Below are 21590 nucleotides of genomic sequence, written 5' to 3'. Positions count from 1 at the left end.
CCGTAAAAGAAACCCACGAAACGGCCGTATCCCCCGTTGTACAAGGCCTGCGAGTCATTTATTTCGGTTTGGCACGCCTATTGCCGATCTCCTCCCAGACGCCCCAAGTCCATGGGCCCGTTTGCAGGAGGAATTGACTCATGCTCCGACCGATACCCCACCCGCTGGCAGTGGCGATTTTCGCCGGCATGCTCCAGATCCCGGCACAGGCTGCATTGAACGCTGTCGACCCCGGCCCCTACAACCTTGCCAATGGCAACTTTGCAGGCTGGTACCAGGACAGTCATGGTCGCACCCTCGACCTGTGCTTGACCAAAGCGGTGAGTTCAAGGGTCGCCGGTGCTCCCGGCGCGCCGGCGTACATGTGCACACTGCTACCCACCCCCGGCGTGTTCGACGACACCCAACCCATCGCCTTCCCCACCAACTTCCCTGACGAAGCCTTCTGGTTCACCGCCGACGCCGCCATCGTCGACGCTGCACGGGGCATCGACCTGAGCTACGGCACGGCCATCGAGGCAGCATTTGCCGCCGAAGAGCCCGTCGAAGGCGACCAGGTCAGCTTCGCCCGGGTGCGTATTCGCGTCGATGTGCCGACTGCAGGCACCTACGTGGTCACCCATCCTTACGGGGTCGAAGTCTTTGACGTACCGGCCGGTGGGCGCCGGGCGATCAACATGACCCGCGACATTGGCATCGCTGGCGCTGGCGACTTCAGCGGCGCACTCAAAGGCGATGTCGGGCCGTTCCTGCGCAGCGTCAATGGCCCCTACACCGAAGGCAGCGAGCGCTTCATCGGCGACCCGAACCTGGATGAGCGTGTGACCGGCAGCCCGTTCAACACCAACTTTGTGCGCATCGAAGGCCCGGGGGGCATCGACCTGCGGACCGAGCTGTTCTCGATCTCGGGCAAGCTTTCCGATGTTGCCCTGCCCACGCCGCTGATGCCGCAGCGCACCACCTACTCGCGGCGCACCGAGAATGGCGACCTGCACGCCCAGCAAGATGTCTTCGTCATGGCCCCGCCGCCACCGGCCGCCGTCACCCTGACCAGCCAGACACCAAACCTGAACCTGACCGAAGCCAACGGCACCGGTGCCTGGTACGCCCAGTCGGTACTCAACCCGAATGTGCCCACCACGCTGGTACTGACCGCCGACAACAGCGTGGCCATCCCGACCAGCAGCCTGACCACGGCCAACCTGCCACTGACCGACTTGGTGACCATCACCCAGGCTGAATACCACCTGTCCACCGGGCAACTGACGCTGGTCGCCAGCACCAGTGACGAAACCAGCCCGCCCGCCCTCACCGCCCACACTGGCAACGGCACGTTGCTGGGCAACCTCAGTGGTAACGGCGCGGTGAAGACATTGAGCACATCCCTTTCGCCCATCCCACCGGCCAAAGTGCAAGTCACCAGCGCCAATGGCGGTAGCGACAGCGAAGACGTGGTGCTGGTGCCATGAACAGACAAAGGCTCAGCCCTCAAGGAGGCAGCATGAACACTTGGCCACGCCGTGCGCTGTTCGCCGCCGGTTTCTCCCTCACTGTCACCAGCGCTGCCTTCGCCGCGCTGTCCGATGTCGACCCCGGGCCCTACACCTTCGCCACCGGCGGCTACCCGATGTGGTACAAGGACGGCAACGACCTGTCGCTTGAGCTGTGCCAGTCACGCGCCACCAGTTCGCGGGTTGCCGGCGCGCCGGGTGCACCGTCCTACATGTGTACCTTGTTGCCGGAGCCGGGCATCTACGACGACGCCTTGCCCCTGGTGTTCCCCGACAACTGGCCACCCGAGATGTTCTGGTTCCTGGCCGAAGCCACCATCCCGGCAGTGGGCAACAGCGGTTATGAACTGGACGCTTATGTCGCCGGCCTTGAGGCCGCCTTTGCCGCTGAAAACCCGGTGGATGGCGACCAGCAGAGCTTTGCCCGCATCCGCATCCGCGTCTCGGTGCCCCGGGCCGGTGTCTACACCATTACCCACCCCTACGGTGTCGAGACGGTCAACGTCACCACCCCTGGCCGGCGCGCGATCAACATCACCCGTGACATCGGCATCGGTGCCCCTGGTAACTTCACCGGTGCGCTCAACGGCGCGCTGGGCCCATGGCTAAGAGGCGCTGGCGGGCCGTACCTGGAGGTCAACCCAGACACCGGCGCCACCGACACCTTCATTGGTGACCCGAACAGGCCCGAGACCGTGGTCGGCAGCCCGTTCAACACCAACTTCATCCGTATCGACGGCCCGCCCGGGCGCATCGAAACGTCGCTGTTCACGGTGTCTGGCAAGGTGCTCGACCAGCGTGCGCAAACGCCAGTGACCCTGGAGCGCGCCACCTACTCGCGCAACGGCTCCGGCACCCGTGTGGAGGTGTTCGCCAGGGCCCCGCATGACGCTAGTCTGTGCATGCGCAATGGCCTGGCACTGATCGGCACGCCGCCTTCGCCTTGCCAGTTCAACCTGCTGACAGACAACAACGGGCTGTTCTTCAGCCAGCAGTTCGGCCAGGCCGTGCCGCCCGCCGTGGTGGTGGTGACTGCCAGCAACAGCACTGCCGGCACCCAGCCGACCGCACTGTCGAGCAAGCTGACTGACGTGGTCAAGGTCAGCACCGCACGCTACGACTGGGCCAACAAGCGCCTGTTCATCGAGGCCCGCTCCAGCGACGAAGTGGCCATCCCCGACATGCTCGCCCAAGGCTATGGCCGGATGTCCAAATCGGGCACGTTGCAAAGCCTGACCGTGAATGACCTGGCACAGCCGCCGGCCACTGTCACCGTCAAGTCGGCCCATGGCGGCAGCGATGTGGAACCGGTGATCGTGGTCGGCAATGCGCCGGTCGAGGCCGCCAACCAACCGCCGCTGGCCCAGGCGGATGTCGGCAGCACCAGTGTCGGCATCCCGCTGACCCTCAACCTGCTGCTGAACGACAGCGACCCGGACGGCAACGTACCGCTGGCCATCAGCGACCTGACCCAACCCGGTACCGGCCTTGGCGGCGTCGTGCTCAACGGCACCACCTCGGTCACCTACACCCCACCCGCCGGTGCCACGCAACCGCTGGTGGCCACCTTCAACTACCGGGCGGTGGATGCCAAAGGCCTGAAGTCGGAACCGGCCACGGTGACCATCAACGTTGCCCCCAACCAAGCGCCGACGGCCAACCCGGAAACGGTCGCCACCCTGGGCGTGCCGCTGACCATCAACGTGCTGGCCAACGACACCGACCCGGAAGGCAACCTGCCGTTGACCGTTGCCGCCGTCACACAACCCGCTGCCGGCCGAGGCACCGTCAGCACCGATGGCACGACGGTGACCTACACCCCACCGGCCACGGTGACGGCGGCCTTTACCACCACCTTCACCTACCAGGTGCGTGACTCGCTGGGGGCGCTGTCCAACGCCGGCACCGTCACGGTCAACGTGTCGCCACGCCCAGCCGCCGAGACCTTTGCGGTCACCGCAGCCACGGTCACGGCACGCTCCAACAACCGGTACAACTGGGACATCAGCGGCACCTCGTCGGTGACCACCGGCAACGTTGTGACCGTACGTGTCACCACTACCACCGGCGTGCAAACCCTGGGCACCACTACCGTACCGGTCACCGGGCGCTGGCGCCTGGCGGTCAGCAACAGCACCACGGTGATCCCGACCGCCGCGCCGACGGCGACCATCACCACCAGCCCAGGGACCACACGCACCGTCAACGTCGTCGTGCAGTAGAAGGCGGGAGAACGCCATGAAATGCCTGTATCCACTGTTGCTCTGCCTGGCCCTGGCGGGCCAGGCCAGCTGGGCCGAGGACCTGATGGACAACGCCGATCTTGCGGCCGGCAATGACCTCGGCGACCCGGTGATCATCCGCCTGTTACCGGTCGGCGCCGGCCAGGCAGCGGTGATCGAGCAGCAAGGCACGGGCAACCGCGCCGCCCTCGACCAGAACGGCCAGGCCCTGCTGGGCCGCATCGTCCAGGCCGGGGGCGCGCAAGAGGCGTACATCCTGCAAGAAGGTAGTGACCTGATGGCCAGCATCAGCCAGCAGGGATATGGCAACAGCGCGTCGATCCGCCAGAGCGGCAGCAGCAACAGCGCTGCCATCGACCAGATCGGCAACAACAACAGCGCCAACATCGTGCAGTCCGGCACGGGCCTCAACAGCTCCGTGACCCAAGCCGGCAATGGCCAGCATGTTCAGATCACCCAATACCGATAGACCTGGAGGCACCACCATGTTCAAGCTCGCTCCCCTCAGTGCCGCTATCGTCCTCGCCCTTGCAGGCCAGGTCGTGGCTGCCGACAGCACCTCGACCCAAACTCAAGACGGCAAGGAAAACATTGCCGAAGTGACCCAGACCCTCGCGCCGTTCGCCTCGGCCACCCAGTCGCAGACCGGCAAGGGCCACAATCACCTGGCGGTGCAGGCCAACAGCACCAGCGATATCCAACAAAGCGCCACCGGCTCGTACAACGCAGGCTACGCCGAGCAGTTGTTCGAAAATGGCAGCCAGATTACCCAGCAGGCCGGCGGCAGCTATAACGATGCCTTCGCCAGCCAGTCGCTGGGCGAGAACAACCAGTCGCTGCAGACCCAGCAAGGCACTGAAAACCGCTCGACCGTATGGCAGGACAGCCAGCTGGGCAGCCAGGCCACCACCCAGCAGTCCGGCCAGCGCAACGAAGCCTTCGTCGAGCAGACCTTCGGCGGCAGCAATAACCAGAGCATGATCATCCAGGCAGGCGCCGACAACTACGCCGCCGCCGAGCACCTGACGCATAACGACGGCAACATCCAGATCTACCAGGACGGCAAGGAAAACTGGGCTTACGGCGACCAGCGCGACGGCGAGGGTGGCACCATCGGCCTCAGCCAGACCGGTACCGGCAACTCGGTGGAGGTCTGGCAAGACACGCAAGTCGGCAGCCAGGCCAACGTCACCCAGACCGGCCAGCTCAACGAAGGCTACATCGACCAAAGCTTCGGCGACGCTAACAAGGCCACCCTCACGCAAAAAGGCAAGGCCAACGCCAGTTGGTCGGACCAGTTCGAGAGCAACAACTCGACCACCACCATTTCGCAGACCGGTAACAACAACCTGCACTACACCTACCAGAACGGCGAAAACCTGAACTTGACCGTGACCACCCAAGGCAACGGCAACAAGATCACCGCCAGCAACTGGAAAGGCGACAAGATGGGCGGCCAGTTCGGCGTCAACCAGACGGCCGTGATCAACCAGTACGGTAACGGCAACGGCGTCAACCTGACGCAGAACGGCGACAACCACCTGGCCACGCTGAACCAGACCGGCAACAACAACGCGATGCAGACCAAGCAGGCCGACAGCAACAACGAACTGTTCTTCGAGCAGAACGGCACCGACAACATCCTGGTCGCCGACCAGCGCGGTACCGACAACTATGCCTTCGGCAGCAGCGAGGGCACCGGCAACGTCATCAACCTGGACCAGTCCGGCTATAGCAACCAGAGCTACACCAACCAGCTCTACGGCAGTGGCAACGAGGCCACCATCAAGCAGACCGACAGCATCAACGTCGCCTACGTGACCCAGGGTGGCCAGGGCAACAAGGCGTTCGTCGACCAGAGCGGCATGGCGCAAACCGCCACCATCAGCCAGCTGGGCAGCGCGAACATGGCCACTGTGACCCAAAAATAACCTGCTCCCCCCTTGAACCGCGGTGCTCACTCTCCCTGGTGCCGCGGTTCCTTTTTTATTGTTTCCCTGCTACCTCACCGCCCTTTGTAGGAGCAGCCTTGTGCTGCGAAGAGGCCGGTGAAAACACAGTAAATTTGCGCTGCTATCACCGGCCTCTTCGCAGCACAAGGCTGCTCCTACACGGGGAGCGCATGAGCCGGGGTAGAATGGAACACCGTAAGCCTGGTGCTGCTTCCATGATCCAGTCCGACCTCGACCTGTTCGGCCCCCAACCGCAACGCCTGGCCAGCCACACCGTGCTGCTGCCCGGCTTCGCCCTGGCCGAGCTCGAGGCCTTGCTAGACGCTTTGCGCCCGGTGCTGCGCGCCGCGCCGTTCCGGCACATGCACACGCCTGGTGGCCTGCACATGGCTGTCGCACTGACCAATTGCGGGGCACTGGGCTGGGTCAGTGACGAGCACGGCTACCGCTACACCCTGACCGACCCGCAGAGTGGCCAACCCTGGCCTGCGCTACCGCCAGTGCTGCTCGGCTTGGCAAACCGCGCTGCGGCCGTCGCCGGTTTCGACGACTTCGTGCCCGACGCTTGCCTAGTCAACCACTACTTGCCAGGCACCCGTTTGAGCTTGCACCAGGACCGTAACGAGCAGGACTTCAGCCAGCCGATCGTGTCGATTTCACTGGGCTTGCCGGCAGTGTTCCTGCTGGGCGGGCTGCAGCGCTCGGACAAGACCCAGCGTGTGCCGTTGAGCCATGGCGATGTGCTGGTGTGGGGCGGTGAGGATCGCTTGCGCTTTCATGGTGTGCTGCCCATCAAACCCGGCGTGCATCCGCGCATGGGCGAGCGGCGGATCAACCTGACCCTGCGCAAAGCGGGCTGATCAGGTAAAAACTTGAACATCCGGGCCTGAAAGGCTTCTAAAGAGGAGCCGCGTCAGCGTTCACAAGGAGCCCATGCCCATGAAAATGCCCGGCCGCGCACCCAATACCTTTGTGCAGCTGGATTACGTACGCGATACGTTGTTCGGCCCGGTCGCCCAGAGCGTGGAATGCCAATGCCAACTCGCCGCCCTCAACCTGCAGGGCCGCCCTGCCCTGCGCTTGCACATCTGCCCGCCGCTGCCCGACAAGGTCGATCGCGCCCACAGCGTGGCGTTCGTCTGGGATGGCCGCACCTACCGCGGGGTGGTGCGTGACCAGGGCAAATGTGGCGATGGCGGGCTGAACCTCTTGCTGGAGCTGCAATAAGGTGATCAACGGCGATCAAATGCGCTGAACCTGCCCGCAACGGCGCGTCTCCATAGAAAAGAGCCCACGCCTTCTGGAGACCGTCATGAACAGTCCACTGCTCAAGCTCTTCACCCGCCCGTCCGATGCCTGGATGGAGATACGCCGCGCCGAAGAGGACCATCCGCAGCAATACCTGCCTCGGCTGCTAGCCCTGGCGCTGATCCCTGCCATTTGCCTGTTTGTCGGCACCACCACGTTCGGCTGGAGCCTGGCCGCCGAAGAACGCGTGCGCCTGAGCATTGGCAGCGCGGCGCAGTTGGCAGGCCTGCTGTACGCAGCCACAGTGGTCGGGGTCATGATCATGGGCGTGATGATTCGCTGGATGTCACGCGGCTTCGATGCGCAACCCAGCCTGCAGCAATGCATCGGCTTTGCCGCTTACTGCGCCACGCCGTGGTTTTTCGCGGGGGTGGTTGGGTTGCTGCCGATTCGCTGGCTGGCCCTGACTGCGCTATTGGCTGCTTCGGCTTATGCCAGCGTGCTGCTGTTTGGCGGGCTGCAGACGTTTCTGCGGTTACGCAAGGAGCAGGCCATGCTGTTCGCCGCCTGTGTGTGGGGGGTTGGGCTGTTGGTGCTGGTAACCATCCTGGTGTCGATGATCCTGTTCTGGTTCAACGGCCTGATGCCGGAATATGTGCGCCCGGCCAGCCTCGGCTGACCGGGACACAAGGTGCAGGCTCAGGCAATCGCCCTTATTGGCGTGGTCGGCTTGTCACGCAGCGCATGCAGCTGCGAAACCAGGTTCACCACGTCGCGGCAACTGTTGAGGTCCTGCAGCGCAACGCCTGTCAGTGTAACGCCCGCTTCGAGGCGCTGCCCCTGGCCCAGGCGGATGGTCAGGTGGGCGCCATCCGCGCAACTGACCTCGCAGCGATCAGGCAGGCAGGCTTGCTCGATCATCTGCCGCATCTCTAGCATTGAAACGCCTATCAACGACATTGTACGACCCTCTCTGTACTGGATGGCCTGTTGTTTAGGTACGCCTTTGCCAGGCATGGTGCCAATTGATATTGCGCATGCTCAGGCGGCCGTCCATGCGCCGGAGCAATGATGGTGCGCGGGATCATCTAGCACCTTAGTGGAAGATCGCAGGCCAGCCAGGACTGTTCGATCGGCTGCACAGAGTTGACGACGAGCGGTCTCAGCTGCCCTCGGCCTGCATCTGCCCGAACCGGCCGGCATGGAAGTCGTCGAACGACTCAGCGATTTCTGCCTGGCTGTTCATCACGAATGGGCCATAGCCAACGATCGGCTCATCGATCGGCTCACCGCTGAGCAGCAGCACACTGGCGCCTTCCAGCGCCTCGAGCACAATGTCCTCACCACCACGCTCAAGCAGTACCAGGCTGGCTGGCCCGGCTTCCCGTTCACCGTTGACCCGCACAGTCCCGCGCAGCACCACCAAGGCGGCGTTGCGCCCTGCGGCTACGGGCAGTTGCAAGGTCGCTTGAGCATTCAGGCGCAAATCCCAGACATCCATCGCGGTGAAGGTCCGCGCAGGGCCTTGGTGGCCTTGGAATTCACCCGCGATCACCCGCAGGCTGCCACGCTGGTCATCCAGCGCTACCACCGGGATATCCGTGGCAAGCAACGTCTGGTAACCCGCCGCGGCGCGCTTGTCACGTGCGGGCAGGTTGACCCAAAGCTGGACCATTTCGAGTGTGCCACCCGTGCGGGCGAATGCCGGCGAATGGAATTCTTCATGGACAATGCCATTGGCCGCCGTCATCCATTGCACGTCGCCGGGGCCGATCAAGCCACCGGCCCCCGTGGAATCGCGGTGTTCGAGCTCGCCTTGATAGACGATGGTCACCGTTTCGAAACCACGGTGCGGGTGCTGTCCGACCCCGCGTCGGTCACGTGTAGGGGTGAAGTCGTGCGGGCCGGCGTAGTCCAGCAGCAAGAACGGGCTGATCTGGCGGGCCAGGTCGTCGTAGGTGAACAGGCTGCGCACCGGGAAGCCATCGCCTACCCAGTGGGCGTGGGGGCTGCGGTGAATACCCAGAATCTTTTTCATGAGAAGTCTCCTCTCTTGGCTGGGATCACCTTACCAATGATGCCAATAAGCCGGTAGGCAGCTTAAATGGCATGCATCGTCTCACCTATGGAACGACAACGTCACGGGTGCAGGAAGGCCAACACCTGCTCGGCGGCCATGGCCGGGTCCTCCTGCATGAAGCAGTGCCCACCGGCGACCTGCCGCGCGCTCACGTTGGGGTTCAGCGCCGCCAGGCGTTTGACCGAATGCGGCACGAAGGGATAGGTCTGTTCGCCATACAGCACCCGCGTCGGTGTGTGGATCGCGGCCAGGTTTGCCCACATGCGCTTGGGGAACGAACTGAAAATTTCCACCTCGCGACTGGGCCGGCACTTGAGCACTACCGCCTCGCCACAATCGCCAATGGCATGCTCCACATAGGCCAGCATTGCTGCATCGGTCCAGCCTTTGAAAATGCCGCGCCCCTGCAGCGAGGCCAGTGCCGCCTCACGATCAGGCCAATGGCTGCGGCGGTTGGCCGCCTTGCGCGCCAAGGCATGGCGCTGATGCAGGCCGACCAGCGCAGCCGCGCCCATCACACCGATCATACGGCGGCTGAACAGCACCGGGTCAAGCAATACGGCGCGCTCGAACAGCGTGGGTGCGCTGGCCAGGATCAGCCCCGTGAGCACGCCACCAAAGCTGTGCCCGAGGGCAAAGCGCGGCACCTCGCCATACTCGCCACGCCCGCTTTCGAACGCCTCCACCGCCAATTCAGCGGTGCGGTTCCACCCGCGAAACACGCCGCCATGGTCGCTGTCGCCGTGGCCTTGCACATCGCACAGCCACAGGTCGAAATGCTCGCCCAGGCGTATCAGCAACGGCTGGTACGCCAGGCAGCAGAAGCCGTTGCCGTGCAGAAAATGCAGCAAAGGCTTGCCACTGGCGGGTGTGCGCCACCCGCGCAAGGTGAAGCCTTCGGGGCATAGGTGTGACCAGGGGATCAACTGCATCGGCTTGCTGTACTCATCGGTCTATGAAAACGCCGATTCTACAAACAGCAGCGGGTAGAGTGAAATCACCAGCAGCAAGGCCATCAGGACATTGAACAGCATCAGCCAGCGCGGGTTCTGCAACAGGTTGCGCAAAGCGCTGCCAAACATGACCCAGACCCCGACGCTGGGCAGGTTGACCAGGGCAAACAGCGCGGCGATGACGACCACGTTCATCACGTAGCCCTGGGCCGGTGTATAGGTAGTGATGGCCCCCACCGCCATCACCCAGGCCTTGGGGTTGACCCACTGGAACGCGGCGGCGCCCCAGAACCCCAGCGGCTTGCGGGCCTTGGCCGAATCCGTGCCGATTGGCCCCGAGGTCGCGATTTTCCATGCCAGGTACAGCAAGTAGGCCGCGCCGGTGTAACGCAGCACGGTGTACAACGGCGGCCAGGCCTTGAACACCTCGCCCAGGCCCAAACCGACGGCCAGCACCATGACCATGAAGCCAAGGCTGATGCCCATGGCGTGCGGGATCGAGCGACGCACGCCGAAGTTCACACCCGAGGCCAGCAGCATGGTGTTGTTCGGCCCCGGGGTGATGGAGGATACGAAGGCAAACAGCACGAACGCTGTAAGCAGGTCGGCAGAGGCAAGCATGGCAGGCATTCCACAATCATTATTGGTGCTGTCACACTAACGGAGTCGCCCTGCCTTGCGACCGGTACAGTTTTGCTAAATTAAATAGATACAAATACTGTACTGATCTCATCCCGTTCAAGGAAGCCCGCCCCATGAGCCTCACTATCCGCCCCGCGGTGCGTACCGACGCCGCGCAGATTCTTGCCTTCATCACCGAGCTTGCCGACTACGAACGTGCGCGCCACGAGGTGATCGCCTCGGTTGCCGATATCGAGCGCAGCCTGTTCGACGAGGGCAGTACAGTGCACAGCCTGATCTGCGAGCGGGATGGCCAGGCGATCGGTTTTGCCGTGTATTTCTACAGTTATTCGACGTGGCTGGGGCGTAACGGGATTTATCTGGAAGACTTGTACGTCACGCCCGAGCAGCGCGGCGATGGTGCCGGGCGCACATTGCTGCGGCACATTGCCCGCGAGGCCGTGGAGAACGGCTGTGGGCGCCTGGAATGGAGTGTGCTGGACTGGAACGAACCCGCGATCGGGTTCTACCAGTCGCTGGGGGCCGAAGCGCAGGCTGAGTGGGTTAAATATCGGCTGGATGGCGAGAAGTTGTTGGCGTTTGCCCAAGGTTGACCCCAAATACCGCCGAATTCCCCCTGTAGGAGCAGCCTTGTGCTGCGAAGAGGCCGGTAAGGCTCATAGAAATAGTGTGGCAACACCGGCCTCTTCGCAGCACAAGGCTGCTCCTACCAGGGCAATGAAAGCCGAACGTTGTGTTTGGCTCAGTTCCGTCGCCACACCGCCCCGGCAATATCCACCCGCTTGGGCAGCACCTTGTTCTGGAAAAACAGCTCCGCCGTGCGCTGCTGCGCTGCCACGATCTCATCGCTCACCGGTATCACCGGCGACGCCGGCCGATGGCTGAAGCTGCGCCGCACCACCGCCTCCGGCAAGCCCATGAACTGTGCAAGCAACTGGATGCTCCCCGCTTCATCACTGCGCGTGAGCGCCTCGGCCTGGCTGATCACATCGAGTAGCTGACCGACAAACGCCCCGTTGGCCTCGACGTACTCACGCGCCCCCAGCATGAAAGGCCCGATCAAGCCCAGCCCTTGGCCATCGGCCAACAGCCGCGCCTTGCCCTCCAGGTCGATGGCCGAATAGAACGGGTCCCAGATCGCCCAGGCGTCCACGCTGCCGCGCTCGAACGCCGCACGCGCATCGGCAGGTGCCAGGTACACCGGCTGCACATCGCGGATGCTCAACCCGGCCTTGGCCAGGCTGCGCAGCAACAGGTTGTGCGCACTCGAGCCTTTCTGCAGGGCAATCCGTTTGCCCTTGAGGTCGCCAACGCTGGCCACCGGGCTGTCTTTCGGTACCAGAATCACCTCAGCCTGCGGCTTGGGCGGTTCAGCACCGATGTACAGCAGGTCGGCACCGGCTGCTTGGGCGAAGATCGGCGGAATATCACCGGTCGAACCGATGTCGAGGCTGCCAATGTTCAAGGCTTCTAGCATTTGCGGGCCGGCCGGAAACTCGATCCACTCAACCTGGGTGTGGGTGAAGCGCTGCTCCAGAAGGCGATGCTGCTTGGCCAGGACCAGGCTGATCGAGCCCTTCTGATAGCCAATGCGCAACGTCGCAGGGTCTGCCGCCTGGGCAGCACCGGCCAAGCTCAGCAGTAACAGGACGGCAAGGCGTAGCACACGCATGGGTCATTCCTTCCAGTCGGTCGAGGGTTTTTCCCAGAGGTTGATTCCGCCTTCCACGGCGTATTGGTCGATGGCCGCCAACTCCTCGGGGCTGAACGCCAGGTTATCGAGTGCGGCCACGTTCTCGATGATTTGCTCGGGCCGGCTTGCACCAATCAGTGCCGAACTCACGCGCGGGTCGCGCAAGGTCCACGCCAGGGCCAGTTGCGCCAAGCTCTGGCCTCGACCCCGGGCGATTTCATTGAGGGCGCGGGCGCGGGCAATGTTGTCTGGCGACAGGTGCTGGGGCAGCAACGAGCCACCGCCGGCGCGGTTGACGCGGGCATCGGCGGGAATGCCGTTCAGGTACTTGTCGCTGAGCAGGCCTTGGGCCAGCGCCGTGAACACGATCACCCCGGCCCCGAGCGCATCAGTGGTGGCCAGCAGGTCACGCTCGATCCAACGGTTGAACAGGTTGTACGAAGGCTGGTGGATCAGCAGCGGCACCTTCAGTTCGGTCAGCAGCGCCGCGATCTCGGCCGTTTTGCCCGCCGAATAGGATGAAATGCCGACATACAGCGCCTTGCCCTGACGCACGATGTCGGCCAGAGCAATGGCGGTTTCTTCCAACGGCGTGTCGGCATCGAAACGGTGCGAATAGAAGATGTCGACGTAGTCCAGGCCCAGGCGCTGCAGGCTCTGGTCGAGGCTGCTGATCAGGTACTTGCGCGAACTGCCGCCCTGCCCGTACGGCCCTGGCCACATGTCCCAGCCCGCCTTGCTCGAGATGATCAGTTCGTCGCGGTAGCTGCGCAGGTCTTCACGCAGCAGCCGGCCGAAGTTGGTCTCGGCGCTGCCGTAGGGCGGGCCGTAGTTGTTGGCCAGGTCGAAGTGGTTGATGCCCGCATCGAATGCGGTGCGCAGCAACGCGCGTTGGGTATCGATAGGCGTCGCATCACCAAAGTTGTGCCACAGGCCCAGGGACAGGGCCGGCAACACCAGGCCGCTGCGGCCGACACGGCGATAAGGCATGCGCGCGTAGCGCTCGGGGTGGGCGGCGTAGCTCATGGTTGACCTCGTTCGGTAAAGAAGGGATTGGCAGGGCGCTGCAGCCCCAGGTGTTCACGCAGGGTGCGGCCTTGGTACTGGCGGCGGAACAGCCCGCGGCGCTGCAGCTCGGGCACGACCAGGTTGGCGAAATCCTCCAGCCCCAGGGGCAGGTGCGGCACCAGCACATTGAAGCCATCGGCGGCACGGCCCTCGAACCAGGCCTGCAGTTCATCGGCGATGTGGGCCGGGGTGCCGACCAGGCTGTAGTGCCCTCGCCCGCCGGCGATGCGCCGGCCAAGCTGGGCGAGTGTCAATTGCTCGTTGCCGGCAAGTTCGGTGAGCAGTTGCTGGCGGCTGCGCTGGCCATCTTCGGTGGGCGGCAGTTCGGGCAGCGGGCCGTCGAGCGGGTAACCGGAAAGGTCGAAATTGCCGAGCATGCGCCCGAGCAAACCAACCCCGACGCGCGGGTCGACCAGTTCCTGAAACTGCTGGTACTTCTCTTCGGCTTCAGCCTGGCTATGCCCAACCACCACAAACACGCCAGGCATGATCTTCAGCGAATCCTCGCCCCGCCCGTAAGCGGCCAGCCGGCCCTTGAGGTCGGCGTAGAACGCCTGGGCGCGGGCCAGGCTCGGTTGCGCGGTAAACACCACCTCGGCACTGTGCGCGGCCAGCTCGCGGCCGGTTTCCGAGGAGCCCGCCTGAACCAGCACCGGCCGCCCCTGGGGCGAGCGGGCGACGTTCAGCGGGCCTTTGACGCGAAAGTGCTCGCCTTCGTGATCCAGGGCACGCACTCCATCAGGACGGTGGAACAGACCACCGGCCTTGTCGTGCACGAAGGCGTCGTCAGCCCAGCTGTCCCACAGGCCCTCTACCACCTGCTGAAATTCCCGGGCTCTGGCGTAACGCTCGGCATGGGGGATATGCACCTGGCGGCCGAAGTTGCCCGCTTCGGCCGCCGCATCCGAGGTGACCAGGTTCCAGCCAGCGCGGCCGCCGGACAGGTGATCGAGCGAGGCGAACTTGCGTGCTACATGGTACGGCTCGTTGTAGCTGGTGGTGGCGGTGGCGATCAGGCCGATGCGCTCGGTAACGGCACTTAACGCCGACAACAGGGTAAGCGGTTCGAAATAGGTAGAGCGTGCGCTGTGGCTGGCCAGGGCGTCGGTGGGCGCGGCGACGCTGTCGGCAACGAACAACGCGTCGAAACAGGCCGCTTCGGCGATCTGCGCGGCGCGGCGGTAGCTGCTGAAGTCCATGGGGTCGGCCGGTACGTCCGGGTGGCGCCAGGCGGCCACGTGGTGCCCGGTGGCCATGAGGAAGGCGCCCAGGCTCAGTTGACGGCTCATGTCGATCTCCTTGATGGGGTTGTCGCTGCGCTTTTGTAGGAGCAGCCTTGTGCTGCGAAGAGGCCTGTAACGCCACAGCCTCTGTACATGCCGTACCGGCCTCTTCGCAGCACAAGGCTGCTCCTACACAGGTCATGCGCAGGATTCGAGTGACTCAAAAATCCTTGCGCAACTGCACGCCGAAGTAGCGCCCGTCGTCGCGTGGTACGGAGCGGTAGATGTAATCGCCACCGCTGGCCAGCATCTGCGCATACGACTTGTCACCCAGGTTTTTGCCCAGCAGTGCCACACGCCAGCCGTCGTTGTAGTCGGCCAGGGCAATGCTGGCGTTCCAGATGCCGTAGGCGCCCTGCACGGTGTCCGGGTTCTGGTCCAGGCTGAACTGCACCGAATCCTGCCAGCTGTAGTCGCTGGAAAGCTCGACATCCAGGCCGTTGTCCAGCGGGATCACGTAGTCGGCACGCACGTAGGTCTTCCAGTCCGGGGTAAACGGCAGGTGGCCACCGTCGATGTTGCAGTTGGCCGCGGCCCCTGCCGGGCAGTTGAAGTGGTCGACACGGGCCTTGGTGTAGGCCACGGCAGCACTCAACTTCAGCTGCGACGTCGCCTGGAAACTGGCATCCAGTTCCACGCCCTGGGTCTTGACCTTGCCGGCGTTGACCAAGCGCGTTACCACCTGATTGGCCACCGTGTCGAAGAAGTTGGCCTGGTAGTCGTCGTAGTCGGTGTGGAACACCGCCAGGTTGGCGGTCAGCCGGTTGTCCAGCGCCGTGCTCTTCAGGCCGACTTCATAAGCGTCGGAGGTTTCCGGCTTGAGGGCGCCGGTGTCGCGCGGCTGCATGTTGAAGAACACGTTGTAGGCCGGGCCTTTGTAGCCACGCGAATAGGTGACGTAGCCGGTGAGGTTGTCGTTGAAGTCGTATTGCAGGCCGGTGCGCCCGCTCCAACCGTCCTCGTCCACCGAGCCGGAACTGGCGGTCGAAGGCTGGATGCCGGTGACCGCGGTGGCCGAGCTGGAGACCCGGCGGTGGTCGTACTCCAGGTCGTCGTGGGTCCAGCGCAGGCCGAAGATGGCGCGCAAGTCGTCGGTGAAGTTGAAGGTGTTCTCACCGAACAGCGCAACGCTGTCGTTGGTCGTTGAGTAATCTGCCCGCCCCGTGTTGGCCACGCCGCCGTTGACCGACAGGCGCTGGTAGGTTTCGTTGGACGTGCCGTGCATGTAGAAGGCGCCGAGCACGTACTCGTTGAACTGCCCTTTGGGCGAGGTCAGGCGAAACTCCTGGCTGTATTGGTCGTAGTCCACCGTGCCCTTGTCATGGGACGCGGTCACGGGGAGCAACGCACGGCGGTCGCCGTCCTGGTACTGGGTGTTGTCCCAGCCACGCCAGGCGCTGATCGAGGTCAGGGTGTAGTCACCCAGCTGCCAATCAAGCTGGGCCGACAAGCCTTGGTTCTCGTCTTCGACGTGGGTCTTGAAGTCACTGTTGATATCGCGGTTGTGCGCGCTAGGCGTGACCGGGCGCAGTTGGTTGGCAAATGCTGTGCTGGCGCTTGTGATCACACCGCTGGGGAGTGTGTCTTCACCTTTCATGTAGTCAGCGATCAAGGTCAGGCGCAGGTCTTCGTTGGGTTCGAATTCCAGCTTGCCGCGGGCACCTTTGCGCTGGTAACCATTGACGTCGTGGCCATTGGCAACGTTTTCGACATTGCCGTCGTAATCGCCCCACAAGGTGCTCAGCGAGCCCTTGACCTGTTCGCTGAGACGCCCGCCAATGCCGAAGCGCAGGCGGTTTTCATCGCCACCGCCAAAGTGCGAGTAATCCACGTAGCCGCGGGTTTGCTCGGGGATGGCCTTGCTGACCACGTTCAGCACGCCGGCCGACGCGTTCTTGCCGAACAGCGTGCCCTGCGGGCCACGCAGCACTTCGATGCGCTCCAGGTCGAGCAGGTCGAGGGTAGATTGGCCCGGCCGCCCGAACACCACGCCATCGACCACGGTAGCCACGGTGGGCTCGACGCCTGGGGAGGTCGAAATGGTGCCTACCCCCCGGATGAACAGCGAGGTGTCCTTGTTCGAGGCGCCTGCCCGGTAGTTGAGTGTCGGCACCTGCTGGACGATGCTGGCCACGTTGTTGCGGTTGTCACGCTCGAGCTGTTCGCCATCGATCACTGAAACCGCCACCGGGACTTCTTGCAGGCTGGCTTCACGGCGTGTGGCCGTGACCGTCACCGCGCCGAGGGCCGTCGCTTGCGGCGCGCTCTCGGCAGGTTCGGCAGCCTGGGCGCCCTGGCCGAACGCGGCCACCAAAATGGCCGCTGCCAGCGGCCGGCGTTGTGTTGTAGGAAACGGAGTTGTCTGCATGCTGCTCACTGCCTTATGGGACCAGACCAGGCCCACGTTCACGGGCCGACACGGAGGGTGCTGTGGTTGTCTGGTCTCGCTCGTGCGAGTGGCAGGCGCTTGCCAACAGCAGCGCTTGTTAGCGCTAACATGAACAAGTATCAGAGGCCGCTGCTTAGCACGTCAAATACTTAAAAGTCAGATTGATATGCATTAAAGCTATTTGCCAGGCGCCATTGCGTTAGCGCTACCATCGCGCCATTTCCCGATGAGGCGACCCTGTGAGCCAAGCCAAGGATTCCCCCCGAAAGCGCCGTGGTGCAGGCCGCGCCACCCTGGCCGACGTGGCGCGCGCGGCAGACGTATCGGCGATCAGCGTGTCGCGTTACTTCAACCAGCCTGAACAGGTTTCACCGCCTCTGCGCGAGCGCATAGAGGCCGCTGTGCAGGCGCTGGGCTACGTTCCCAACCTGGTCGCCGGGGGCCTCGCCTCGGCGCGCGGGCGTATTGTCGGCATGGTGATCCCGAACATCTCGGGGCCGATCTTTGCCCAGACCATCCAGGCCTTCAGCGACACCCTAAGCCGCCATGGCTATCAGTTGCTGCTGGCGTCCAGCTACTTCAGCGAAGAACAGGAAGAGAGTGCGGTGCGTGCGTTCCTCGGCTGGTCGCCGGCGGCGCTGGTGGTCACCAGCCATTTCCACAGCCCGGCGACTGAAAAGATGCTGGCCGAAGCTGACGTGCCCGTGGTCGAGATCTGGGATTACCGCCCCGAGCGGGCGCCGTTGCAGGTCGGTTTTCTGCATCACCAAGTCGGCGTGCAGGCGTGCCGCTACTTGCTGGAAAAAGGGCATCGACGCATCGCCTTCGTACAGAACAGCGCGGCCGGCGACCTGAGCGCGTTGGAGCGGCGTGACGGGTACATCGAGGCCTTGGCCGAGGCCGGTCTTGAACCCTGGGTATTCGTGCCCTCCGCCGATTGCGCGCCGTTCGAGGCAGGCAAACAGGCAATGGAGGCGCTGATCCGCCGCACGCCACACCCCGAGGCGATCATCTTTGCCAATGACAACCTGGCTGCCGGCGCCGTGTTGGCTGGCCAACGTGCGGGGCTGCGGCTACCGGATGACGTGGCGATCGTCGGCTTTGGCGACTACCCCTTCGCCGACATGCTGCTGCCCAGCCTGACCACGTTGCGGCCGCCCTCGCGGGAGATTGGCGAGGTGGCGGCCTTGCGCGTCCTGCAACACCTGGGCGCCATCGCGCATGAGGGTGAAGTGCAACGGTTGAACCTGCTCGCCTGTGAACTGGTAGCCCGCGAAAGCGCCTGACGGCAAGGCACTGATGCATCGGGCGCTGTGACAATCCGCACAATGAGGATTATTCTTCCAAGGTATGTCCCACAGCCCCAATATGTGAGCGCCGAATATGAAAATCGATGACATGGACGCCTTCGTGGCGGTCATCCGTTGCCAGTCGACCAACCTCGCCGCCGAGGCCCTGCAACTGACCCAGCCGGCCATCACCCGTCGCGTGCAGAACTTCGAGGAAGACCTCGGCGCCACCCTGCTCGACCGCAACACCAAACCGCTGAAGCCAACGCCAATGGGCCTGCGCGTGTATGAGCAGTGCAAGGCGATCCTGCGGGAGATCGACTCACTGCGTGAATTGGTCGCCAATGACGGCGCCCCGTCAGGCACGTTGCGCCTGGGCGTGCCGCAAACCCTGGGGGACGTCGTGCTGCTGGACGCCCTGGCGCAGATTCGCGACACCTACCCGGTGTTGCGCACCCAAGTCACCAGTGGTTGGGGCAGCAGCCTGATCGCACGCATGGAAAACGGCGAACTCGACGCCGCTGCCGCGCTGTTCCCGCCTGGCAAAATCTTCCCTGAGGGCATCACCAGCCGCTCCATCGCGCGTATGCCACTGCGCGTGGTGGCCGCCAAGGGCAGCGCCAGCAAGCGCAGTTACAAGCTAAAGGATTGTTACACCCGCGGCTGGGTGCTCAACCCCGACGGCTGCGGTTTTCGTGCAGGGCTGCAGCGGGCCTTGAGCGAACAAGGGCTAAGCCTGTCGATCAACCTGGAAACCTTTGGCACCGACCTGCAACTGGGCCTGGTCGCCAACGGGCAAGGGCTGGGTTTGGTGCCCGAGCCGCTGCTGCAGAGCAGCCGCCATCGGGATGCACTGGATGTGGTCAACGTGACGGATTTCAAACCGCAGGTGGACTTGTGGCTGTTCCATCCACGGTACCTGGGCAACCTGCAGGAGCCGGTGGAGCTGTTTGGTGAGATTGCCGGGAACAGGCTGCAGGCCGCGCCCACAGCAGGAGACCACACATAATAAAATATTTGCATAGTAGAGTTTTTTTAAATTCTACAAACAAATAATTAGCATAGAACTAAAAAGACTTTTACAGCGCTCATCCAGACGAATACGGTCTTAGAAACCCACCGTGTTCCAGGGATGAATACTCCATGAGTCACCCCCCATCCACCGCTGCTCTTGCCGAGCTGACCCAGGCCCTTGCCGCCAACGCCGAGCGCTATGACCGCAGCGGTCAGTTCCCCGCCGACAACTTCAGCCTGCTTCACCGCCATGGCCTGCTCAGCCTGACCGTGCCCCGCGCCTTGGGTGGCGGCGGGGCCGACCTGGCCACTGCGCGCCAGGTGGTTGCTGCCGTTGGCAAGGGCGACCCCTCCACGGCGCTGATCCTGGTCATGCAGTACCTGCAGCACTTTCGCCTGCAGGACGAAGCCCGCTGGCCCGAGCAGTTGCGCTTGCAGGTTGCCCGTGACGCGGTGGCCAACGGTGCGCTGATCAACGCCTTTCGTGTCGAACCCGAACTGGGCACGCCGGCCCGTGGCGGCCTGCCGGCCACCGTGGCGCGGCGCACCGCTGCAGGCTGGCGGCTGTCTGGGCGCAAAATCTACTCCACCGGCAGCTACGGCCTGACCTGGTACCTGGTGTGGGCGCGCAGCGACGATAAAGACCCGCTGGTCGGTGGTTTTCTGGTGCACAAAGACACGCCCGGCATCAGCATCGTCGAAGACTGGGACCACCTGGGCATGCGCGCCACCTGCAGCCACGAGGTGCGCTTTGACGACGTGCTGATCCCGCTGGACCACGCCGTCAGTGTCAGCCCTGCCAGCGCGCCGCGGCCCGAACTCGATGGCACCGGCCTGCTGTGGATGTCGGTGCTGCTGCCGGCCCTTTACGACGGCGTCGCCCAGGCTGCGCGTGATTGGCTGGTGCAGTTTCTCAACAACCGCGCACCCTCCAACCTGGGTGCATCGCTGGCGAGCCTGCCGCGCTTCCAGGACGTGGTCGGGCGCATCGATACCCTGCTGTTCGCCAACCGCAGCCTGCTGGACTCGGCGGTCGCCGGGCACATTGATCCGCGCCATGCCGGGCAGATCAAACACCTGGTCAGCCGCAACGCCATCCAGGCGGTCGAGCTGGCCATCGAGGCTGCCGGCAACCCTGGCCTGTCCCGCCGCAACCCGCTGGAGCGGCACTACCGTGACGTGCTGTGCAGCCGCATCCACACGCCCCAGGACGATGTGGTGCTGGCCCAGGTCGGGCGCAGCGCACTGGCGGAGGTGGCAGCATGAGCCACTCGATCATTGCCAGCCAGCTTGACCCTCAGGCCAACCACTACCTGCGCGAACACCTGCCCGACCACGAAGTCATCGACCTCGCCCCCGGCCAGTTGCACGTGGATGTGCCTGCCGATGTGTTCATCGTGCGCCCGATCAATATTCGCGGTAACCGCGTAGATACCCCGCCGCCAGGCTGGCCCTGGTCGCTGCGCTGGGTGCAGGTGGTGTCGTCGGGCATCGACTTCTACCCCGACTGGGTATTCCAAGGGCCGCCGGTGACCAGCGGCAAGGGCGCCAACGCCGAGCAGGTCGCAGAGTTTGCCCTGGCCCTGGTGTTTGCCGCCGCCAAGCAACTGCCGGGGCTGTGGGTGAAGGACGCCGACTGGCGCCTGACGCCCTTGGCGCCGTTGCGCGGCCGCACGTTGGGCATCTTCGGCTTCGGCAGCATTGGCCAGAGCCTGGCGCGCAAGGCCACCGCGCTCGGCATGCGCGTGCTGGCACTGAACCGCCCTGGGCAGCCGATTGCCGAAGTGCCCGGTGTCGAGCGCGTCGAGCGCCTGCAGCACCTGTTCGCAGGCAGCGATCACCTGGTCATCGCCGCACCGCTGACCCCAGCCACACGTGGCCTGATCGACCGCCAGGTGCTGGCCCAGGCCAAGCCCGGCCTGCACCTGATCAACATCGCCCGCGGCGCCCTACTGGACCAGCAGGCCTTGCTCGAAGCACTGGACAGCGGGCTGATCGGCCGCGCCAGCCTCGATGTCACCGACCCGGAACCGTTGCCGGCGGGCCACCCGCTGTACCACCACCCCCGCGTATTCCTGTCGCCGCACACGTCGGCGATTTCCGAGGACGGCTACCCCGCGCTGCTCGACGCCTTCCTCGACAACTTCGCCCGCTATCGCGAGCAGGCGCCGCTGCGCAACCTGGTCGATATCCAGCGTGGCTACTGACCTTCTCTTCTGGAGCAC

General features: G+C 64.1%; 20 protein-coding genes. 12 read left to right on the top strand and 8 right to left on the bottom strand.

The window, feature by feature from the left end:
* The first annotated feature begins 140 nt into the window (after window positions 1-140).
* From QOS90_RS13420 to QOS90_RS13390, 7 genes are all read left to right on the top strand, one after another.
* Window positions 141-1469: a hypothetical protein gene (locus tag QOS90_RS13420; protein ID WP_027593360.1), complete on the top strand. Its 1329-nt coding sequence runs from the start codon at window positions 141-143 to the stop codon at window positions 1467-1469.
* Window positions 1470-1501: 32 nt separating this feature from the next.
* The gene (locus tag QOS90_RS13415) at window positions 1502-3733 is read left to right on the top strand and encodes an Ig-like domain-containing protein (protein ID WP_085272913.1); all 2232 of its coding nucleotides are present in this window, start codon (window positions 1502-1504) and stop codon (window positions 3731-3733) included.
* Window positions 3734-3749: 16 nt separating this feature from the next.
* A complete protein-coding gene (locus QOS90_RS13410; protein ID WP_027593362.1) occupies window positions 3750-4223 on the top strand; it encodes a curlin in 474 nt (157 codons plus the stop codon).
* Between the two features lie 16 nt (window positions 4224-4239).
* A complete protein-coding gene (locus tag QOS90_RS13405) occupies window positions 4240-5685 on the top strand; it encodes a curlin (RefSeq protein ID WP_085272914.1) in 1446 nt (481 codons plus the stop codon).
* 236 nt (window positions 5686-5921) lie between these two features.
* The gene (gene alkB, locus QOS90_RS13400) at window positions 5922-6566 is read left to right on the top strand and encodes a DNA oxidative demethylase AlkB (protein WP_027593364.1); all 645 of its coding nucleotides are present in this window, start codon (window positions 5922-5924) and stop codon (window positions 6564-6566) included.
* Window positions 6567-6645: 79 nt separating this feature from the next.
* Window positions 6646-6933 carry a hypothetical protein gene (locus QOS90_RS13395; RefSeq protein WP_027593365.1) on the top strand — a complete coding sequence of 96 codons (288 nt, stop codon included), beginning with the start codon at window positions 6646-6648 and terminating at the stop codon, window positions 6931-6933.
* Window positions 6934-7018: 85 nt separating this feature from the next.
* Window positions 7019-7633 (top strand): Yip1 family protein, encoded by a 615-nt coding sequence (locus QOS90_RS13390; RefSeq protein WP_027593366.1) that lies wholly within the window; start codon window positions 7019-7021, stop codon window positions 7631-7633.
* A gap of 20 nt (window positions 7634-7653) precedes the next feature.
* Here the strand turns inward: QOS90_RS13390 and QOS90_RS13385 are convergent, their stop codons facing one another.
* The 4 genes from QOS90_RS13385 to QOS90_RS13370 form a co-directional block, all read right to left on the bottom strand.
* Window positions 7654-7914, bottom strand: a complete 261-nt coding sequence (locus tag QOS90_RS13385) for a DUF1652 domain-containing protein (protein WP_027593367.1) — start codon at window positions 7912-7914, stop codon at window positions 7654-7656.
* A gap of 202 nt (window positions 7915-8116) precedes the next feature.
* Window positions 8117-8992: a pirin family protein gene (locus QOS90_RS13380; protein ID WP_027593368.1), complete on the bottom strand. Its 876-nt coding sequence runs from the start codon at window positions 8990-8992 to the stop codon at window positions 8117-8119.
* 101 nt (window positions 8993-9093) lie between these two features.
* Complete coding sequence (locus QOS90_RS13375; RefSeq protein WP_085272915.1) at window positions 9094-9966, bottom strand: alpha/beta fold hydrolase; 873 nt, start codon at window positions 9964-9966, stop codon at window positions 9094-9096.
* Between the two features lie 21 nt (window positions 9967-9987).
* Complete coding sequence (locus tag QOS90_RS13370; RefSeq protein ID WP_172960357.1) at window positions 9988-10617, bottom strand: LysE family translocator; 630 nt, start codon at window positions 10615-10617, stop codon at window positions 9988-9990.
* Window positions 10618-10742: 125 nt separating this feature from the next.
* Here QOS90_RS13370 and QOS90_RS13365 point away from each other — a divergent pair, with 125 nt between their 5' ends.
* Window positions 10743-11222 carry a GNAT family N-acetyltransferase gene (locus tag QOS90_RS13365; protein WP_027593371.1) on the top strand — a complete coding sequence of 160 codons (480 nt, stop codon included), beginning with the start codon at window positions 10743-10745 and terminating at the stop codon, window positions 11220-11222.
* 149 nt (window positions 11223-11371) lie between these two features.
* Here the strand turns inward: QOS90_RS13365 and QOS90_RS13360 are convergent, their stop codons facing one another.
* From QOS90_RS13360 to QOS90_RS13345, 4 genes are all read right to left on the bottom strand, one after another.
* Window positions 11372-12301: an aliphatic sulfonate ABC transporter substrate-binding protein gene (locus QOS90_RS13360; RefSeq protein ID WP_085272916.1), complete on the bottom strand. Its 930-nt coding sequence runs from the start codon at window positions 12299-12301 to the stop codon at window positions 11372-11374.
* Window positions 12302-12304: 3 nt separating this feature from the next.
* Window positions 12305-13348, bottom strand: coding sequence for an L-glyceraldehyde 3-phosphate reductase (mgrA, locus tag QOS90_RS13355; RefSeq protein WP_085272917.1), 1044 nt, complete (start codon window positions 13346-13348; stop codon window positions 12305-12307).
* Complete coding sequence (locus QOS90_RS13350) at window positions 13345-14679, bottom strand: LLM class flavin-dependent oxidoreductase (RefSeq protein WP_085272918.1); 1335 nt, start codon at window positions 14677-14679, stop codon at window positions 13345-13347. The genes mgrA and QOS90_RS13350 overlap by 4 nt, the downstream gene beginning before the upstream one ends.
* A gap of 154 nt (window positions 14680-14833) precedes the next feature.
* On the bottom strand, window positions 14834-17041 hold the full coding sequence (locus tag QOS90_RS13345) for a TonB-dependent receptor (protein WP_085272919.1): 2208 nt from the start codon (window positions 17039-17041) through the stop codon (window positions 14834-14836).
* Window positions 17042-17301: 260 nt separating this feature from the next.
* Here QOS90_RS13345 and QOS90_RS13340 point away from each other — a divergent pair, with 260 nt between their 5' ends.
* From QOS90_RS13340 to QOS90_RS13325, 4 genes are all read left to right on the top strand, one after another.
* Entirely contained in the window at window positions 17302-18348 is a 1047-nt protein-coding gene (locus QOS90_RS13340; protein WP_027593376.1) for a LacI family DNA-binding transcriptional regulator, read from the top strand.
* Window positions 18349-18445: 97 nt separating this feature from the next.
* Window positions 18446-19360, top strand: coding sequence for a LysR family transcriptional regulator (locus QOS90_RS13335; protein WP_027593377.1), 915 nt, complete (start codon window positions 18446-18448; stop codon window positions 19358-19360).
* Between the two features lie 134 nt (window positions 19361-19494).
* Entirely contained in the window at window positions 19495-20631 is a 1137-nt protein-coding gene (locus QOS90_RS13330) for an acyl-CoA dehydrogenase family protein (RefSeq protein WP_085272920.1), read from the top strand.
* Window positions 20628-21572, top strand: a complete 945-nt coding sequence (locus QOS90_RS13325; RefSeq protein ID WP_085272921.1) for a D-isomer specific 2-hydroxyacid dehydrogenase family protein — start codon at window positions 20628-20630, stop codon at window positions 21570-21572. The genes QOS90_RS13330 and QOS90_RS13325 overlap by 4 nt, the downstream gene beginning before the upstream one ends.
* Window positions 21573-21590: the final 18 nt, after the last annotated feature.

This window comes from Pseudomonas sp. LAIL14HWK12:I10 (assembly GCF_900184205.1).
GTDB classification, from domain to species: Bacteria; Pseudomonadota; Gammaproteobacteria; order Pseudomonadales; family Pseudomonadaceae; genus Aquipseudomonas; species Aquipseudomonas kermanshahensis.
Note: the sequence above shows the minus strand (reverse complement) of the source record. Positions and strands in the feature narration are given on the sequence as shown.

Bases quoted from the DNA above. Each gene is read 5' to 3' on its own strand.
- QOS90_RS13420 (WP_027593360.1), top strand. From the start codon at position 141: ATGCTCCGACCGATACCCCACCCGCTGGCAGTGGCGATTTTCGCCGGC.
- QOS90_RS13415 (WP_085272913.1), top strand. From the start codon at position 1,502: ATGAACACTTGGCCACGCCGTGCGCTGTTCGCCGCCGGTTTCTCCCTC.
- QOS90_RS13410 (WP_027593362.1), top strand. From the start codon at position 3,750: ATGAAATGCCTGTATCCACTGTTGCTCTGCCTGGCCCTGGCGGGCCAG.
- QOS90_RS13405 (WP_085272914.1), top strand. From the start codon at position 4,240: ATGTTCAAGCTCGCTCCCCTCAGTGCCGCTATCGTCCTCGCCCTTGCA.
- alkB (WP_027593364.1), top strand. From the start codon at position 5,922: ATGATCCAGTCCGACCTCGACCTGTTCGGCCCCCAACCGCAACGCCTG.
- QOS90_RS13395 (WP_027593365.1), top strand. From the start codon at position 6,646: ATGAAAATGCCCGGCCGCGCACCCAATACCTTTGTGCAGCTGGATTAC.
- QOS90_RS13390 (WP_027593366.1), top strand. From the start codon at position 7,019: ATGAACAGTCCACTGCTCAAGCTCTTCACCCGCCCGTCCGATGCCTGG.
- QOS90_RS13385 (WP_027593367.1), bottom strand. From the start codon at position 7,914: ATGTCGTTGATAGGCGTTTCAATGCTAGAGATGCGGCAGATGATCGAG.
- QOS90_RS13380 (WP_027593368.1), bottom strand. From the start codon at position 8,992: ATGAAAAAGATTCTGGGTATTCACCGCAGCCCCCACGCCCACTGGGTA.
- QOS90_RS13375 (WP_085272915.1), bottom strand. From the start codon at position 9,966: ATGCAGTTGATCCCCTGGTCACACCTATGCCCCGAAGGCTTCACCTTG.
- QOS90_RS13370 (WP_172960357.1), bottom strand. From the start codon at position 10,617: ATGCCTGCCATGCTTGCCTCTGCCGACCTGCTTACAGCGTTCGTGCTG.
- QOS90_RS13365 (WP_027593371.1), top strand. From the start codon at position 10,743: ATGAGCCTCACTATCCGCCCCGCGGTGCGTACCGACGCCGCGCAGATT.
- QOS90_RS13360 (WP_085272916.1), bottom strand. From the start codon at position 12,301: ATGCGTGTGCTACGCCTTGCCGTCCTGTTACTGCTGAGCTTGGCCGGT.
- mgrA (WP_085272917.1), bottom strand. From the start codon at position 13,348: ATGAGCTACGCCGCCCACCCCGAGCGCTACGCGCGCATGCCTTATCGC.
- QOS90_RS13350 (WP_085272918.1), bottom strand. From the start codon at position 14,679: ATGAGCCGTCAACTGAGCCTGGGCGCCTTCCTCATGGCCACCGGGCAC.
- QOS90_RS13345 (WP_085272919.1), bottom strand. From the start codon at position 17,041: ATGCAGACAACTCCGTTTCCTACAACACAACGCCGGCCGCTGGCAGCG.
- QOS90_RS13335 (WP_027593377.1), top strand. From the start codon at position 18,446: ATGAAAATCGATGACATGGACGCCTTCGTGGCGGTCATCCGTTGCCAG.
- QOS90_RS13330 (WP_085272920.1), top strand. From the start codon at position 19,495: ATGAGTCACCCCCCATCCACCGCTGCTCTTGCCGAGCTGACCCAGGCC.
- QOS90_RS13325 (WP_085272921.1), top strand. From the start codon at position 20,628: ATGAGCCACTCGATCATTGCCAGCCAGCTTGACCCTCAGGCCAACCAC.